This window comes from Neisseria animalis, assembly GCF_900636515.1.
Taxonomy (GTDB): Bacteria; Pseudomonadota; Gammaproteobacteria; order Burkholderiales; family Neisseriaceae; genus Neisseria; species Neisseria animalis.
In genome coordinates, this window is sequence record NZ_LR134287.1 from 661,460 (window position 1) to 677,193 (window position 15,734).

Sequence of the window (15,734 nt, forward strand, 5' to 3'; positions counted from 1 at the left end):
AACATACAATACGGCAGATAAGTATGATGATGAACATAAAGGGGAAAGCAACGGTATGCCGTCTGCAAAACGGGCAGCAGGGCGTAACGCTGATTGAGGTACTGGTGTCGGTATTCGTGCTGACAGTCGGTATCTTGGCATTGCTGTCGGTGCACTTGCGGGCGGTGTCGGGCGTGCGCGAAGCGGAAGGGCAGAGCGCGGTATCGCTGGTGGCGCAAAATCTTTTGGAAGGCATGGCGGCAAATCCGGTATTGATGGCGGAAAATGCAGACGGCCTTCAGGCAAAATCATACCGCCATTATTACCGTTCAGGGCAGGCGGCGGCTTGTGCGGCGGATTATTCGGCCGTGATGACGGCAACAGAGCTGGCAGCCGTGCAGTTGTGCCGTTTCCAAAACGATTTGGCGGCGGTATTGCCGGAAACAGCGGTGTATTATGCCGTCTGCAAAGACAGCTCCGGCAATGCGCCGACCGTGGTAAACGGCAGGTTCAACCCCCGCTGCAACAACAGGGGGGAGATGACGGTAATCAAAACCGCATGGCTTGCTGATTTGGAAACGGAAAATGCGGAAACGGCGGGCAGTTTGACGCATTCGGGCGACAGTGCGGTTTACACCTTCCAAGTCAGGTTGGCGGAATAATGGACAACAGAAATACGCGCATTCATATCCGTTCGGGCGGATTCAGCCTGATGGAATTTTTGGTGGCCAGTGCACTGGGCATGATTGTGCTGATTGCGGCCACTTCAGGCTATTTCGATACGCGTGCGCTGGATAAAGCTGCCGGGGAACGCACTGTGGCGCAACAGGATTTGCGGCGTGCGGCGGATATGCTGGTGCGTGATGCACATATGGCGGGAAGTTTCGGCTGTTTCGATATGCGCGGTGCGGCAGGCAGTGCGGTTCGCGGAGATGATGCGCTCGATATGCTTCAATCTTTGCAGACGGCAGGGCAGACTTCCTTGCAGGCCGTCAAAGCATCGGCTTCGGCAGCGGCGTTGAACACCGGCGGTTTTACGGCAACAAGCAGTGCGTTGGTCTTTCTATACGGCGAACCGGCCGGAATGATTTATCAGGCAGATGAAGAAATTGCCGCAGGCGCGCCGGTTGTGTACAGCTCGTGCGACCGTATTTTCAGACCGTCCGAGCATTTGCAGACGGCAGCGGAAATCCGTGCGGCATTGGGTATCGGCGGAAATTCGGACGGAGAAGTTTCTGTGATGCGTTATACGCCTGCCGCGTATGCTGTAGGGAGCGCGGACGGTCAGGAAGGATTGTACCGCTTTGTTTTGGGGCTGGACGGGCGTTGGGGCAGTCCGCAATTATTGGTGAAAAACATCTCATCGTGGAATGTATCATATCTGTATGCTGCGGAGTGCCGTTCAGATGGCCATGCAGAATTGTTCGAGCATACGCATACCGTCCGTGCGGGTGAAACGCCTGCGCTTATCCATATCCGTTTAAACGGCGGTAAGGTGGGAGAGGCGGATAATGCCGTTGTGGCGCCCGTTATCGAAGCGGCGGTCGGAGGAGGCAGTTCATGCGCCAAGCAGGTACGTTGAAAATGCGGAAACAGCAGGGATTTGTGCTGTTTATCGTATTGATGGTGATGATGGTGGTGGCGTTGTTTGTGGTGGCCGCTACCCAATCGTACAATACCGAACAGCGTATCAGTGCAAACGATACGGACAGGAAATTCGCGCAATCGTTGGCGCAGGCGGCATTGCGTGCCGGAGAGCGCGAGGTGTACGCATTGGGCAGGGAAAATATCCGCTTCAGCAGCGAGTGTGCTGGGGGAATGTGTACCGCAGTCGGTTCGGTCAGCCCGCCGGACAATCTCAGAATCAGTATATCCGGTTCGCCCACGGTTGCCGCTTGGGAGAGAATGTGCGGCAATGTATTGTGTGTGGAGCGTAACGGAAAGCGATACGATGTAGGCGGTTTGAACCAGAACCGTGATTCGCGTTACATTATCGAATTTATCAAGTTTGATGCGGAAACCGGTATCGAAGTGTACCGTGTAACGGCCAGAGCCAAAGGTAAGACAGCCAATACGGTAGCTTGGGCGCAGGGCTATGTCAGAAGGAGACAGAATTTTGTCGGATACGCGGAAGGATAAGGGCTTTACGCTGTTAGAGATACTGTTGGTGCTGGTGTTGGTCGGCTTGCTGGGTATGTTTGCCCTGCCGGCCTACCGGCAATATGTCGAACGCGGGCGGCTGGCGCAGGCGGCGGTCGATTTAACCGCAATCAATCAGGCATTTAAAACAGTAAGGTTGAAGCAGCCTGCACAGTCAGACAGCGAATGGGAAAGCCGTCTGCAAAATATCACGGAAGCCCGGCAGAGTGCTTCGCAGGTTGATAGACACTACCGTTATGAAACGGTATGGGAAGCCGATGGCGGAATCCGCCGCTACTATCTGCTGGTGTTGCCTCGGGCAGAGAGCAGCGGCCAACTTTCGTTATGGGCGGATGCTGTCGGCAATATTTACCGCTGTACGGACGAAGCGGCGGCGAGAAAGCGGTTGCGCGAATTTGCAGACGGCGTTGGGTGTGAAAAGTTGTAGTTCTGCAATATCCAAGCGGTATTTTTCGGGGCATTTGTGCCGATACATGATTGTGGAGCTGGAGCAGTTGTTTGCTGCGGCGATAAAACGTACAACAGAGAACCACTAATCCATATAGAGATGTTCCGCCGGCAGAGCTTAAGGTTCGGGCAGCTATCCACATGAAGACTTGTTGGATATAATGCCGGTAAAATGACACCCTGTGGATACGGCCGTTTCAATTTGGCCGGATACGGCGTTGTCGCTGCTTGCCGCATGGTTTGTACTTGCTGTGCGCGGTTTGTGCCTTGTTTGAATCCGAAGCGGATTTTCCCTTTAAAACCGGGTGGGCAGGCATTGCCTGATACAGAGTGAAGAATGAGGCGGCGTTGAGGCCGCCGTATCCCGAATACGGAAGGTAAAGAAATGCCGTGGAATATTCCCATATTGCTGACATGGCTGCGCGTTTTGCTGATACCGGTTTTTACCGTATTGTTTTACCTGCCCGGCGAGTGGGTAAGCATACAGACGGTAAACTGGATTGCTGCCGCCATTTTTGCCACAGCCGCCGTAACCGATTGGTTTGACGGGTTTTTGGCGCGACTGTGGAAGCAAACTTCTGATTTCGGAGCGTTTTTAGACCCCGTTGCCGATAAGCTGATGGTGGCGGTGGCATTGCTGCTGCTGGTCAGCTTGAACCGCACTTATGTGATTTTTGCCATGATTATTATCGGCAGGGAAATTACCATTTCTGCATTGCGCGAATGGATGGCGCAAATGGGCAGGCGCAGCAGCGTGGCGGTAGCTACCATCGGCAAACTGAAAACCGCCGCGCAAATGGTAGCGATTTTGCTGCTGCTTATCGGTTTGGAAGACTTTCACGGCTTAAATTTGATTACCATCGGCAATGTGTTGATGTTTGTTGCATCGGTGCTGACTATTTGGTCGATGTTTTATTATCTCAAAATGGCGTGGAAAGAATTTAATTAGAATAATTAAGCAGTTTGCAAAAATTCAGATAAAACGCTTGACGCAATCGGTCAAATCCATAATAATAGCGTCTTTCTTGCCAGCGGTAAGAAAATTAAGATTAGATTTGGGCGGGAATAGCTCAGTTGGTAGAGCGCAACCTTGCCAAGGTTGAGGTCGCGAGTTCGAGACTCGTTTCCCGCTCCACTTAAATTTAATCACTCCTGCGGGAATAGCTCAGTTGGTAGAGCGCAACCTTGCCAAGGTTGAGGTCGCGAGTTCGAGACTCGTTTCCCGCTCCAGTTTATTGTTCAGATGTTTTCTCAAATGCGGGAATAGCTCAGTTGGTAGAGCGCAACCTTGCCAAGGTTGAGGTCGCGAGTTCGAGACTCGTTTCCCGCTCCATTCCATAAAACATTTGAATTTGCGGGAATAGCTCAGTTGGTAGAGCGCAACCTTGCCAAGGTTGAGGTCGCGAGTTCGAGACTCGTTTCCCGCTCCAAATAGCAGCCTGCTTGAGCGATGAAGCGGCTCTTAAGTTTGGCGAGATAGCAAAGTGGTTATGCAGCGGATTGCAAATCCGTCTACGCCGGTTCGATTCCGACTCTCGCCTCCACTTCTCCCTTGGCGGGGTGGCAGAGTGTTTATGCCATAAGGGGTGCAACCTTTATGTAGGCCGGTTAAAATCCGCGCCCCCGCCTCCAGTTTGATTGTTTTACCATGCGGTAAAGCAACAGCCCGGATGGTGAAATAGGTAGACACAACGGACTTAAAATCCGTCGGGGCTAAACACCCCGTGCCGGTTCGATTCCGGCTCCGGGCACCAATTCATACCGTCTTGATGTAAAAAGATGATACCAGATTTTAGAAAGCAGCTTGTTTGAACAAGCTGCTTTTTTGTTTGTCTAAAGTAGGTATCGGTATCGGCGAAAAATAAGAAATGCCGTCTGCAAATATGTGGAATAAGGCGCGGCATATGCCGTTATTTGATACGGTATGATACCGCGTTATTATAGTCATTTAAAATAAGAATGATACAGCGTTGCTTTGCCTTGCCGTACTATGTGTACTGTCTGCGGCTTCGCTGCCTTGTCTCATTCTTATTTTATTCGACTATATGTCTTGCTTAAAGAGTGCGTAAGCTGCCGAAGCAATAAGCCCGTCTATCTATACCGTCTGCACAGCTTGCGGTTTCGTGGTCTTGTCTTATTTTGTTTTATCCGACTATGTTCGGGTTGGAGGTAAGAAAGGCCGTCTGTAAAGATGGGGGTGTGGTACTCATAGATTTGCAGACGGCTTTGACGGGTTTGACAGGGAGTCGGGCGTGCTGGGGCGGTTGATTTGGGCATAATGTATATGCCGCCGTTGTGTATGATTTTTATGTTGTTTGCATGGAGATTTCAGTCCGACTATGGAAGCAGGGTGGGGCGGCTGTTTGCTGTTTTGCAGACGGCCTTTGCCATATATCGGCGAAACTGCTACACTAGGCGGATTATTTTATAGGCAGATAAACTGAATTATGAAAGACGAAGAGCAGAGTAGTTTGATACGCCGCCCTGCACCTGTGTCTGAAATGCCGGCAGCCCGACAGTATTGCAACCGTCTGGCTGCTTTGTTACGTTTATAGGAAAGAAAACATGGATTTCAGTTGGTTGGCCGATCCGCATACTTGGATAGGCTTTGCAACGCTTCTGATACTCGAAGTGGTTTTGGGTATCGATAATTTGGTTTTTGTGGCGATTCTGGCAAACAAGGTCAAGCCGTCTTTGCGCGATAAGGCGCGGATTGTCGGCTTGGGGCTGGCAGTAATTATCCGCATCATCATGTTGGGCTTTATGGCGCACATCATGACGCTGACCCAACCGCTGTTCCAACTGGGCAGCATGAGCGTTTCCGGTAAAGACTTAATCATGTTCGCCGGCGGTATCTTCCTGCTGTATAAAGCAACCACCGAGCTGCACGAGCGTTTGGAGGGGCATAACCAGTTTGCCGTTGCCGACAACCAGAAAAAACACGCGCCGTTTTGGGGCGTGGTCATGCAGATTCTGATTTTGGATGCGGTATTTTCCATTGATTCGGTGATTACTGCCGTGGCGATGGTGGATCATATTGTAGTGGCGATGGCGGCGGTAGCGGTGGCGATGGCGGTGATGATTACCGCGAGTAAGCCGTTGACCGAGTTTGTCGATAAACATCCGACCGTCGTCATGCTCTGCTTGGGCTTCCTTTTGATGATCGGCTTCAGTCTGATTGCCGAGGCGTTCCACTTCCATATCCCGAAAGGGTATCTGTATGCGGCCATCGGTTTCTCGATTCTGATTGAGGTGTTTAACCAAGTATCGCAGAAAAACAGCCGTAAAAACGACTACATCAGCAGTTCGTGGCGCAAACGTACCGCAGAAAACGTTCTCGGCATGATGGGCATACGCGAAAGCGTGTTGGCTAAAGCGGGAGATAAGGCGGAAGATGACGCTCATTTTGAAGAAAATGAAAAGTCCATGATTCGCAGCGTTCTGACTTTGGCGGAACGTCCGATTATGGGGGTAATGATTCCGCGCCGTGATATTGAGCGTTTGGACATTTCCCAAAGTCGGGAAGAGCAACACGCGCAACTGCAAAATACACCGTACAGCCGCTTGTTGGTGGTGGGTAAAGCAGGGGTGGACGAGCCGTTGGGCTACGTTAATAAAAAAGATTTGCTGGTGCAGCTTCTGGGCGGCGGCGAGATGAATATTCAGACGGCCTTGCGTCAGCCTTTGGTGTTGCCGGACAGTACCACCGCATTGAATGCCATCGAATTATTCCGCCAAAGCAGCGCTGATTACGCGCTGGTGGTCGATGAGTTTGGTGCGGTGCTGGGCATGGTGACCATGAAAGATTTGTTTGAAACCATTGCCGGCGAGTTCCCTGAAGAATTTGAGCGTGAAGAAGAGCCTGTGGTGCAGGAAAACGCTGATAACAGCCTGACAGTAGACGGTGCGCTGGAATATGTCGAACTTGTTCCGCAGTTGAATTTGCCGGCCCAAGAAGAAGATGCGGACTTCCATACCGTAGCGGGTTTGATTATGGAAGAGCTGCAAAGCATTCCTGATGTCGGTGATTTTGCCGATTACCACGGGTGGCGTTTTGAAGTGGTCGAAAAACAAGGCCAGCGTATCGAGCGTGTGAAAATCAGCAAGCTGCCGGAAGAGTAGCGAAAGAGCCGCAATGCCGTCTGCAAATATGGCCGTACTATCCTATTTGCAGACGGCATTGCAGCAGTATCGGCAAGCCTTGCCGCACGGGTTTATTTGAGAGAGCCGACTTGTGAACGAATTTGATTTTATTCGCCGCTATCTGCAACGGCAGCAGCCGGACGATAACCTGATACTCGGTATCGGCGATGATGCGGCGGTTATCCGCCCCGCTTTAGGATTCGACTTGTGTTTTAGTAGTGATATGCTTTTGAAAAACAGGCATTTTTTTGCTGATGTTTCGCCTGAAGACTTGGCGTGGAAAGTATTGGCGGTCAATATTTCCGATATGGCGGCGATGGGCGCAAAGCCGCGTTGGGCATTGTTGAGCGCGGGTTTGCCCGAATTGTCGGAAGATTGGCTCAACCGTTTTTGCGGCAGTTTGTTTGCATTGGCCGACCGGTTCGGCGTAACCTTGATTGGCGGAGACACCACTAAAGGCGATTTGGTGTTTAATGTAACCATCATCGGCGAGTTGCCGCAAGGAAAAGCATTGCGGCGCGATGCAGCGCAGGCGGGAGACGATATTTGGGTCTCGGGGCGCATAGGCTTGGCGGCCGCGGCATTGAATTGCCGTCTGCAAAACTGCACCTTGCCGACAGCTCTTTATCAGCAATGCGAAGCCGAGCTGTTGCGGCCGGAGCCGCGTGTGGCATTGGGGCAGGCGGTATTGCCGTTTGCACATGCCGCTCAGGATATTTCGGACGGCTTGGCGCAGGACATCGGCCATATTTTGAAGGCTTCGGATGTCGGTGCGGAATTATGGGCAGATGAATTGCCGTCGCTGCCCGAGTTGAAAACCGTTTTAACCGAAGAACAATGGCTTGCCTATACGCTGGCAGGCGGCGATGATTACGAATTGGTGTTTACTGCGCCTGTCGGAGCGCGCGAAGCGGTAGCTGCGGCGGCAGAGTGCAGCGGCACGGCGGTTACGCGTATTGGTACAATCAATGATACAGGCCGTCTGCAAATTATCGGTTCGGACGGTAAGGAAATCAAACTGACTGCTTTGGGATTTGATCATTTTGGCTGAATTTAAACCTGATTTTGCATGGCTCCGGCAGCGTCCGTTGTGTTTTCTGGCATTTGGTTTCGGCAGCGGATTGGCACCGAAAGCGCCGGGTACGTTCGGTACGCTGCCGGCACTGCCGATGGCGTATGTATTGAATATGCTCGGCATCACGGGCTGGTGGTTGGCATTGTTGTGCGGTGTTTTGTTCGTATGGGGCATTCGGATTTGTAACCATGCCGAGAATGAGCTGGGGATACAGGATTACGGCGGTATCGTTTGGGACGAAATCGTCGCCATGTTGCTGGTGTTGGCGTTTGTGCCGTTTGCATGGCAATGGTGGCTGGCGGCATTTGTGGTTTTCCGCTTATTTGACGCGCTCAAGCCGTGGCCGATTAAATGGTTTGATGCACGGGTACACGGCGGCTTCGGTATCATGTTGGACGATTTGATTGCTGCCCTGATGAGTCTGCTGGTATTGAATTTTGTGCATTGGGCTGTATAGATTTTATTTTATTGTTGTTTGCCATAAGCGCGATACGGCGTTTGTATGTTGGTGCGCTGCCCGCGTTGATTGCTTTAAGGCACGCCGATTGTGTTCTGTTGTAGGGTGATTTTAATCGAACGCAATTCAGCCCGCTATCAAAAGGCCGTCTGAAAGATAATTTCTTGCAGACGGCCTTTTGATGATGTGAGTGTAATATTGTTTGCAATTTAAGGTTTTTGGTGTTTTTTGCTGAGAAAAGTTAATTATTTTTAAAAATTTTTTATTATTTATATTCATATATTTATTTTAAATTTTATGAAAAACGGGCATTCTTTTCCTGCTTGCGTTGATTGTTGCATTGCATTTTTTAACGCTTTATGCTGAAATGCAGCCATCAAAAAAACAAATCTTAAGGAGGAGTCATGGAAGCCTTAAAATCGTTTTTCGAAGTTGTGAGCGGCTGGGTATGGGGGCCGGTGATGCTGGTGCTGCTGGTCGGTACCGGCGTTGTGCTGACCGTTTTACTCAAAGGCTTGCAATTCAGTATGCTGGGTTACGCGCTCAAACAGGCGTTTTGCCCGAGCAGCCGAAAAGAAAAAGGCAATAACCATGAAGGCGATATTTCCCACTTCGGCGCGTTGATGACTGCGCTGTCGGCCACCATCGGTACGGGTAATATTGCGGGTGTGGCCACGGCGGTTGTCGTGGGCGGACCGGGTGCAGTGTTTTGGATGTGGATTACCGCAATTTTCGGTATGGCAACCAAATACGGCGAAGGCGTATTGGCGGTAAAATACCGTGAAGTCAATAAAAAAGGCGAAATGTCCGGCGGCCCGATGTACTACATTCAAAACGGTTTGGGTAAAAACTGGAAATGGATGGCTTTCGCATTCGCCCTGTTCGGTACATTTGCTTCATTCGGTATCGGCAGTTCGGTTCAGTCCAACTCCGTAGCCCAGGCGGTAGAAACCAGCTTCGGTATCAATCCGAGCTATACCGGTGTGGTGCTGACGGTATTGACGGCAATTGTCGTGTTGGGCGGTATCCGCGGTATTGCCAAAGCTGCTTCGCTGATCGTTCCGGTGATGGCGGTATTGTATGTATTGGGCGGTTTGGTCATTATCCTGTTCAACTTGGACTTGGTTGGTCCTGCCGTCAGCTTGATTTTCTCTGATGCCTTTACCGGACAGGCTGCTGCCGGTGGTGCGTTGGGCGCGGTTATCCGCTACGGCGTGGCACGCGGTGTATTCTCCAACGAAGCGGGTATGGGTTCTGCGCCGATTGCTGCGGCTGCGGCCAAAACAGACCACCCTGTGCGTCAGGCTTTGGTATCGATGACCGGTACATTCTTGGATACCATCATTGTATGTTCGATTACCGGTATCGTCTTGGTAATGGGTCTGATGGGTGCCGGCGGTGAGTTTATCAAGCCGGAAATCAGTGGTGCTGCTCTGACAACCACGACTTTCGATAAGCTGTTGCCGGGTCCGGGCGGTCTGGTTGTAACCATCGGTTTGATTTTCTTTGCATACTCAACCATTTTGGGCTGGTGTTACTACGGCGAAAAATGTGCAACTTATGTATTCGGCGAAGGTTTTGCCAATGTGTACCGTGTCGTGTATGTCGGTTCGGTTATGCTGGGTACGGTATTGAGCTTGGACTTGGTATGGCTGGCTTCCGATACGTTCAATGGTTTGATGGCTTTGCCGAACTTGATTGCTCTGTTGCTGTTGGCTAAAGTGATTGTCAGCGAAACGCGCGATTTCAAACAGAAAATCAATAGTGGAGAGCTGCCGCGTTAATCGTTTTTGATTGAATATTGGTAAAAAGGCCGTCTGCAAAATGGATTTTGCAGACGGCCTTTCGTATGCGCGTTTGGTTGTGTTATTTCAATAAATATAGATTTAAAGCATGGATTTGTATAGTCATTTAAAATAAGAATGATACAGCGTTGCTTTGCCTTGCCGTACTATGTGTACTGTCTGCGGCTTCGCTGCCTTGTCTCATTCTTATTTTATTCGACTATATTTCACAACATTGTGCTGCTTTCAGACGGCTGTTTGCAGTAAAGCATGCTGTTTGACCGTATCCATCGAGATGTCAACAATGCGCGGGGCAACTTGGTTCAGCTCAAACGATACGGGGGAAGTCAGCCATTGTACGAGCAAACCGTCTACCACGGATTTCAGGTAGATGATGGTGGTTTCGGTATCGAGCTTCGCCGGTAGCGATTGCTGTTTGATACAGTTTTGCAGAATGGCATCGAACTTTCCGTGCCAAATCAGGCGGTATTTTTCCATCAGCGCGACAATGGCTTCGTTTTGTGCGGTGTATTCGCATTTGGTAAATAATACGGTGTAAAACTTTTTGTGTACGGTGTTGTTTTCAACCCGTTCAAAAAACTTCAGCAGCGTCAGGCGGAGGGTGGAGAGGTGGTCGCCGTCGCTGCATTCCAAATCTTTTTCAAGATACTCTTCTATATCGTTGCAGACGCGCTGGAACAGGCTGTCGAACAAATCTTCTTTATTTTTGAAATGCCAGTACAGTGCACCGCGGGTAACGCCGGCGGTTTGGGCGATTTCATTGAGCGAGGCGCGTGCCACACCTTTTTGGTAAAACACTTCCAATGCGGCAAGCATCAGGTGTTCTTTGGTTTTCAGGGCCTCGATTTTGGTTTTTCTCATGGCGTGTTCCGCTGGGTTTCAAGGTGGGAGAAATGTAAAGATACGGTGATGATTATAAAAAATTACAGTGGTAATTATAAAAAATTACTTTAATCCATGCAACGGTGTATGTATAATATCGTCTGAAATTTGCACAATATTGCCCGTTTGTCTGGATTTGTTCTAGATTTGTACCTGTATTTCCGAAAAAACAGCGGGAATGCGGGTACGTTTGCATGGATATTGTGTGTAACAAACTTACAGCCCCTGATGGGGAAGCCCTATTTAATTTAACCGTGAATACAGGAATCGTCATGACTTTTCATTCCGCTAAAGTGTTGCGCGTTGCCGCTGTTGCCGCTGCAACCGCACTGGCCTTGTCTGCCTGCGGCAAGGGTGAAGATGCCGCCCAACAACAGCGTGCGGCCGCCCAGCAGGAGCATATCCCCGAAGTCGGTGTTGTTACCGTATATCCGCAAACCGTTTCACTGACCACCGAATTGTCGGGCAGGTTGGAATCTGTCCGTAAGGCGGAAGTACGCGCCCAAGTAGGCGGTATCATTGAGAAACGTTTGTTCCAAGAGGGTAGTTATGTCCGCGCCGGCCAGCCGCTGTACCAGATTGACAGTTCGACTTACGAGGCTTCGTTGGAGAGTGCGCGTGCGGACTTGGCTTCTGCGGAGGCAGCCTTGGCTAAGGCCAATGCGGATTTGTCGCGTTACCGTCCGCTGGTTGAGGCAGATGCCATCAGCCGTCAGGAATATGATGCGGCTGTTACGGCCAAGCGTTCCGCCGAAGCGGGCGTGAAAGCGGCAAAAGCCGCCATCAAGTCTGCCGGTATCAGCTTGCGCCGCAGCCGTATCACTGCGCCGATTTCCGGTTTTATCGGGCAGTCTAATGTTTCTGAGGGTACGCTGGTAAACGCGGGTGATACCCAAGTATTGGCCACTATCCAGCAAACCAATCCGATGTATGTCAATGTAACCCAGTCGGCAACCGATATTATGAAGCTGCGTCAGGATATTGCAGACGGCAAGCTGCAAACGGTCAACGGCGGTGTTGAGGTTGATATTAAGTTTGAAAACGGACAAACCTACGGTCAGAAAGGCCGTCTGCTGTTTGCCGATCCGACTGTAAACGAAAATACCGGGCAGGTAACGCTGCGTGCGGCTGTTCCGAATGACGACAATGTCTTGCTGCCCGGTTTGTATGTGCGCGTTTTGATGAATCAGGCAGACGTTGCCAATGCGTATGTGGTGCCGCAACAGGCGGTGACGCGCGGGGAGAAAGATACCGTGCTGATTGTGAATGCCCAAGGCGCGATGGAGCCGCGCGTGGTAACGGTTGCACAGCAACAGGGCAGCAACTGGATTATTACAGACGGCCTGCAGGACGGTGACAAAGTGATTGTGGACGGAACCATGATTGCCGGTATGATGCAGGCGAAAAAAGTAACGCCGAAAGAGTGGACGCCGCCGTCTGAAAAAGCCGTACAAGCGCAGCAGATGCTGTCTGAAGAAGCTGCTTCCGGTATGCAGACGGCCTCCGAGCCTGAAGCCGCCGCCGCTTCCGCCAAAGCGCAATAAGAGGGATAAGTCCAATGTCTCAGTTTTTTATCAACCGCCCCATCTTCGCATGGGTAATCGCAATCTTCATCATGATTGCTGGTGTGATCGGCATCCAAAAGCTGCCGGTTTCCCAATATCCTTCCGTGGCTGCGCCCACCATCGTGCTGACGGCGACTTATCCGGGTGCTTCCGCGCAGGTGATGGAAGACAGTGTGTTGTCGGTTATCGAGCGCAATATGTACGGCGTGCCCGGTTTGGATTACATGACCACTTCCGCTACCTCAAGCGGTGCAGGTACGGTAACGCTGACCTTTACGCCCGATACCAATGAGGATTTGGCTCAGGTAAACGTGCAAAACAAACTTTCCGAAGTCACCGCCTTGCTGCCTTCCACCGTGCAGCAAAACGGCGTGATTGTATCGAAAGCGCGCGATAATTTCCTGATGGTGGTGATGCTGTCGTCCGACACCAAATCCACCGAGGAAATGGCCGACTATGCCCAGCGCAATATTATTCCGCAGCTTCAGCAAGTGGAGGGTGTGGGTAATGTGAACCTGTTCGGCTCGCAACGCGCCATGCGCGTGTGGGTCGATCCCAAGAAGCTGGAAAACTTCAATCTGTCGTTTGCCGATGTCACCAGTGCCATCCGGGCTCAAAACGCGCAGATTTCCGCTGGTGCCATCGGCGCACTGCCTGCCGTTGAAGGCCAAACCATTACAGCCACCGTTACCGCGCAGGGCCAGTTGAAGACGGCTGAAGAGTTCGGCAAGATTATCGTCCGCTCCACGACTTCCGGTGCGAATGTGTATCTGAAAGACGTGGCCGATATTGCCCTCGGCAGCGAAAGCTACGGCTCGGGTACGCGCCTGAACGGCAAGCCGACCGTCGGCATGGGCGTATCGCTCTCCGCCACCGGTAATGCCATGGCCGCCGCCTCGGAAATTAAAAAACGCATGGCGGTGATGGAGAAATACCTGCCCGAGGGCGTGACTTGGAGCACGCCTTACGACAGTTCGACTTTCGTTTCCCTGTCGATTGAAAAAGTGGTGCACACCCTTTTGGAAGCGGTGGTATTGGTGTTTATCGTGATGTTTGTTTTCCTGCAAAACATCCGCTATACCCTGATTCCGACCATTGTGGTGCCGATTTCGATTTTGGGCGGTTTCGCCGCCATTTCCTATTTGGGCATGTCGATTAACGTGATGACCATGTTTGCGATGGTGTTGGTCATCGGTATCGTGGTTGATGATGCGATTGTGGTGGTGGAAAACGTCGAGCGGATTATGGCCGAAGAAGGCCTGCCGCCGAGACAGGCCACCAAAAAAGCGATGAGTCAGATTTCCGGCGCGGTAATCGGTATTACCGCCGTGTTGATTTCGGTATTCGTGCCGCTTTCCATGCTCAGCGGTGCCAGCGGTAATATTTACCGCCAGTTTGCCCTGACCATGGCTTTGGCGATTGCCTTCTCCGCATTCTTGGCATTGTCGCTGACACCGGCATTGTGCGCCACCCTGCTTAAACCGATTCCGAAAGGCCATCATGAGAAAAAAGGCTTCTTCGGCTGGTTTAACCGCAACTTTAACAAAGGTGCGAAAAAATACGAGGGCATCGTCGCGCGCGGTTTGCGCAAAGTCGGTCGGATGTTTGTGATTTATGCGGCTTTGGGCGCGGTGGCGTTTTTTGTGATGAGCCGTTTGCCGACTTCGTTCCTGCCGAATGAAGACCAAGGCTTCGTGATGGTGTCGGTGCAGCTGCCGGCGGGTGCGTCCAAAGAGCGTACTGAAACGACCTTGGCGGGGCTGACCAACATCGCGATGTCCATGCCCGAAGTAAAAGATATTCTGACCATTTCCGGCTTCAGCTTTTCCGGCTCGGGGCAGAATATGGCGATGGGCTTTGCGATTTTGAAAGACTGGTCGGAGCGCAAAGCACCGGGCAGCGATGCCGAATCGGTAGCCGGTAAGATGACCGGTGCGCTGATGGGTACGGTAAAAGACGGTTTTGCCATCGCCATCAACCCGCCGCCGATTATGGAACTGGGTAATGCTTCCGGCTTCTCGTTCTACCTGCAAGACCGCAACAACAACGGCCACGAGGCATTATTGGCCAAACGCAACGAATTAATCGGCAAAATGCGCCAAAACGCCGCCATGTTCGACGGCTCGAATGTCCGCTCCAGCGGTTTGGAAGATGCGCCGCAGCTGAAAATCAGCATCGACCGCGAAGCCGCTGCTGCACAAGGCATCAGCTTCGACAGCATCAACAGCGTATTGGGTACGGCTTTGGGTTCGTCTTATGTCAACGACTTTCCGAATGAAGGCCGTCTGCAACGTGTGATTGTGCAGTCTGCCGCCAATGCGCGCATGCAGCCGGAAGATGTGTTGAAACTGACCGTGCCGAACAGCTCGGGCGTGGCCGTTCCGCTTTCTACCGTGGCCAGCGTATCTTGGCAGACGGGTGTCGAACAGAGCCAGCGTTTCAACGGCTATCCTGCCATGCCGATTACCGGCGCACCGGCTGCGGGCAAATCGACCGGCGAAGCCATGGCGGAAGTGCAGCGTCTGGTGGACGAACTCGGCGGCGGTTACAGTTTGGAATGGGACGGACAGTCGCGTGAAGAGGCCAAAGGTTCGTCGCAAACCAACATGATTTACGCTTTTGCCGCCATATCCGTGTTCTTGGTACTGGCCGCCCTGTATGAAAGCTGGTCGGTTCCGCTGGCGGTGATTCTGGTGGTGCCTCTGGGTATTTTGGGTGTGGATGCGGGCGCGCTGCTGCACGGCAACTCGCGCGACATCTACTTCACCATCGGTATGATTACGGTGATGGGCTTGAGTGCGAAAAACGCGATTCTGATTATTGAGTTTGCCAAAGACCTCCAAGCCCAAGGCAAGAGCGCGCTCGAGGCTGCGATTGAGGCGGCGCACCTGCGTTTCCGTCCGATTTTGATGACTTCGTTTGCCTTCATTTTGGGTGTGGTGCCGATGTATGTTGCCACCGGCGCCAGCTCCGCCAGCCAGCGTGCCATCGGTACGGCGGTGTTTTGGGGGATGCTGGTGGGTACGTTCCTGTCGGTATTTTTGGTGCCGATGTTCTATGTGGCGGTACGCAAGTTGTTCAAACCGTCGCAGCACGAACTGGAAATTGCCCAGCAGGAGCATGCCGCACATGAGGCATTTGTATCCGATAATCCGGAAAGCAATAAGCATTAAGCAAACAAAGGCCGTCTGAATATTCGCGTTGACGTGTTTTTCAGACGG

General features: G+C 51.8%; 12 protein-coding genes and 6 tRNA genes. 17 read left to right on the plus strand and 1 reads right to left on the minus strand.

Going from position 1 to position 15,734, the window contains the following annotated elements; genetic code table 11:
• Positions 1-23 precede the first annotated feature (23 nt).
• From pilV to EL111_RS03165, 15 genes are all read left to right on the plus strand, one after another.
• On the plus strand, positions 24-641 hold the full coding sequence (gene pilV / locus EL111_RS03095) for a type IV pilus modification protein PilV (RefSeq protein WP_123796120.1): 618 nt from the start codon (positions 24-26) through the stop codon (positions 639-641).
• Positions 641-1,561: a PilW family protein gene (locus EL111_RS03100; RefSeq protein ID WP_123796119.1), complete on the plus strand. Its 921-nt coding sequence runs from the start codon at positions 641-643 to the stop codon at positions 1,559-1,561. The genes pilV and EL111_RS03100 overlap by 1 nt, the downstream gene beginning before the upstream one ends.
• Entirely contained in the window at positions 1,540-2,118 is a 579-nt protein-coding gene (locus EL111_RS03105; protein WP_123796118.1) for a pilus assembly PilX family protein, read from the plus strand. The genes EL111_RS03100 and EL111_RS03105 overlap by 22 nt, the downstream gene beginning before the upstream one ends.
• Positions 2,075-2,566, plus strand: a complete 492-nt coding sequence (locus EL111_RS03110; protein ID WP_123796117.1) for a PilX family type IV pilin — start codon at positions 2,075-2,077, stop codon at positions 2,564-2,566. Before EL111_RS03105 ends, EL111_RS03110 begins: the two co-directional genes overlap by 44 nt.
• 405 nt (positions 2,567-2,971) lie before the next feature.
• Positions 2,972-3,535, plus strand: a complete 564-nt coding sequence (gene pgsA, locus EL111_RS03115) for a CDP-diacylglycerol--glycerol-3-phosphate 3-phosphatidyltransferase (RefSeq protein ID WP_123796116.1) — start codon at positions 2,972-2,974, stop codon at positions 3,533-3,535.
• 110 nt (positions 3,536-3,645) lie between these two features.
• Positions 3,646-3,721, plus strand: a tRNA-Gly gene (locus EL111_RS03120).
• Between the two features lie 19 nt (positions 3,722-3,740).
• Positions 3,741-3,816, plus strand: a tRNA-Gly gene (locus tag EL111_RS03125).
• Positions 3,817-3,843: 27 nt separating this feature from the next.
• Positions 3,844-3,919 (plus strand) — tRNA-Gly (locus EL111_RS03130).
• 21 nt (positions 3,920-3,940) lie between these two features.
• A tRNA-Gly gene (locus EL111_RS03135) sits at positions 3,941-4,016 on the plus strand.
• 40 nt (positions 4,017-4,056) lie between these two features.
• Positions 4,057-4,130 (plus strand) — tRNA-Cys (locus EL111_RS03140).
• A gap of 120 nt (positions 4,131-4,250) precedes the next feature.
• A tRNA-Leu gene (locus EL111_RS03145) sits at positions 4,251-4,340 on the plus strand.
• 811 nt (positions 4,341-5,151) lie between these two features.
• On the plus strand, positions 5,152-6,708 hold the full coding sequence (locus tag EL111_RS03150; protein WP_123796115.1) for a TerC family protein: 1,557 nt from the start codon (positions 5,152-5,154) through the stop codon (positions 6,706-6,708).
• A 112-nt stretch (positions 6,709-6,820) separates the two neighbouring features.
• Positions 6,821-7,780: a thiamine-phosphate kinase gene (gene thiL, locus EL111_RS03155; protein ID WP_123796114.1), complete on the plus strand. Its 960-nt coding sequence runs from the start codon at positions 6,821-6,823 to the stop codon at positions 7,778-7,780.
• On the plus strand, positions 7,773-8,261 hold the full coding sequence (locus tag EL111_RS03160; RefSeq protein ID WP_123796113.1) for a phosphatidylglycerophosphatase A family protein: 489 nt from the start codon (positions 7,773-7,775) through the stop codon (positions 8,259-8,261). The genes thiL and EL111_RS03160 overlap by 8 nt, the downstream gene beginning before the upstream one ends.
• Before the next feature lie 404 nt (positions 8,262-8,665).
• Entirely contained in the window at positions 8,666-10,045 is a 1,380-nt protein-coding gene (locus EL111_RS03165; protein WP_123796112.1) for an alanine/glycine:cation symporter family protein, read from the plus strand.
• A gap of 246 nt (positions 10,046-10,291) precedes the next feature.
• Here the strand turns inward: EL111_RS03165 and mtrR are convergent, their stop codons facing one another.
• Positions 10,292-10,927 (minus strand): multidrug efflux system transcriptional repressor MtrR, encoded by a 636-nt coding sequence (mtrR, locus tag EL111_RS03170; RefSeq protein WP_123796111.1) that lies wholly within the window; start codon positions 10,925-10,927, stop codon positions 10,292-10,294.
• A gap of 293 nt (positions 10,928-11,220) precedes the next feature.
• On the opposite strand from mtrR, the gene EL111_RS03175 reads away from it, so the two are divergent.
• Entirely contained in the window at positions 11,221-12,492 is a 1,272-nt protein-coding gene (locus tag EL111_RS03175; protein WP_123796110.1) for an efflux RND transporter periplasmic adaptor subunit, read from the plus strand.
• Positions 12,493-12,506: 14 nt separating this feature from the next.
• Positions 12,507-15,686, plus strand: coding sequence for an efflux RND transporter permease subunit (locus tag EL111_RS03180; RefSeq protein WP_123796109.1), 3,180 nt, complete (start codon positions 12,507-12,509; stop codon positions 15,684-15,686).
• Positions 15,687-15,734 lie beyond the last annotated feature (48 nt).

Excerpts from the sequence above, each read along its gene's own strand:
- pilV (WP_123796120.1), top strand. The coding sequence starts at position 24 with ATGATGATGAACATAAAGGGGAAAGCAACGGTATGCCGTCTGCAAAAC.
- EL111_RS03100 (WP_123796119.1), top strand. The coding sequence starts at position 641 with ATGGACAACAGAAATACGCGCATTCATATCCGTTCGGGCGGATTCAGC.
- EL111_RS03150 (WP_123796115.1), top strand. The coding sequence starts at position 5,152 with ATGGATTTCAGTTGGTTGGCCGATCCGCATACTTGGATAGGCTTTGCA.
- pgsA (WP_123796116.1), top strand. The coding sequence starts at position 2,972 with ATGCCGTGGAATATTCCCATATTGCTGACATGGCTGCGCGTTTTGCTG.
- EL111_RS03105 (WP_123796118.1), top strand. The coding sequence starts at position 1,540 with ATGCGCCAAGCAGGTACGTTGAAAATGCGGAAACAGCAGGGATTTGTG.
- EL111_RS03175 (WP_123796110.1), top strand. The coding sequence starts at position 11,221 with ATGACTTTTCATTCCGCTAAAGTGTTGCGCGTTGCCGCTGTTGCCGCT.
- EL111_RS03165 (WP_123796112.1), top strand. The coding sequence starts at position 8,666 with ATGGAAGCCTTAAAATCGTTTTTCGAAGTTGTGAGCGGCTGGGTATGG.
- mtrR (WP_123796111.1), bottom strand. The coding sequence starts at position 10,927 with ATGAGAAAAACCAAAATCGAGGCCCTGAAAACCAAAGAACACCTGATG.
- EL111_RS03110 (WP_123796117.1), top strand. The coding sequence starts at position 2,075 with ATGTCAGAAGGAGACAGAATTTTGTCGGATACGCGGAAGGATAAGGGC.
- EL111_RS03180 (WP_123796109.1), top strand. The coding sequence starts at position 12,507 with ATGTCTCAGTTTTTTATCAACCGCCCCATCTTCGCATGGGTAATCGCA.